We start from the raw sequence: 509 nt of genomic DNA, 5'->3' as shown, positions 1-509 counted from the left end.
GTGCTGAAGTGTGCTAGCAGAAGTTCTGGGATGGCGGCCGCTTTCTCAGGGTGTGTCCCCGTTAAGCGCAGAAAGCCAATATGGATTGCAAGGGGAATGCGGAACGCGGCCCGGTGCTTGTTGATGAAATCAATCTCCTCCTCCGAAAACGTGAAGAAATCGATCAACTCGTCTTCCTCTATTGCCGCAGCGAATGACCGACTGCCCAGAATTGAAATCTGCCAGTCTTGCATATTCAATCCAACGCTCTAGAAGGGTTATGTACGCCTCATCGACCGGATCATCATTGGCCAGTCTCCATCACCGAATAGCATTCGCAACGCTTCGCCGGCTATGGCGTTCCCATTTCCTAAAACGAATCTCGCTTAGGCCATAGCGTGTGTCGCCATTGCAAATGCGCGCACGCGATCCATCTCCCCTTCCATTCCGGGATTGATCTTCGCGGTGATCGAAAAGAAATCGCCATGGTCCGCCAGCTCATTGCAACCATGTTGGCTCCAGTACCAGCC

1 protein-coding gene is annotated in these 509 nt (G+C 52.8%); it reads right to left on the bottom strand.

Features of this window, described 5'->3' with window-relative positions; translation table 11 throughout:
- Nucleotides 1–233 (bottom strand): DUF4158 domain-containing protein (locus AC1DDH_RS20525; RefSeq protein ID WP_476956220.1); only part of this gene is annotated, 233 nt, incomplete at its 3' end.
- Nucleotides 234–509 lie beyond the last annotated feature (276 nt).

The organism is Arthrobacter sp. 10T425 (genome assembly GCF_056393985.1).
Note: the sequence above shows the minus strand (reverse complement) of the source record. Positions and strands in the feature narration are given on the sequence as shown.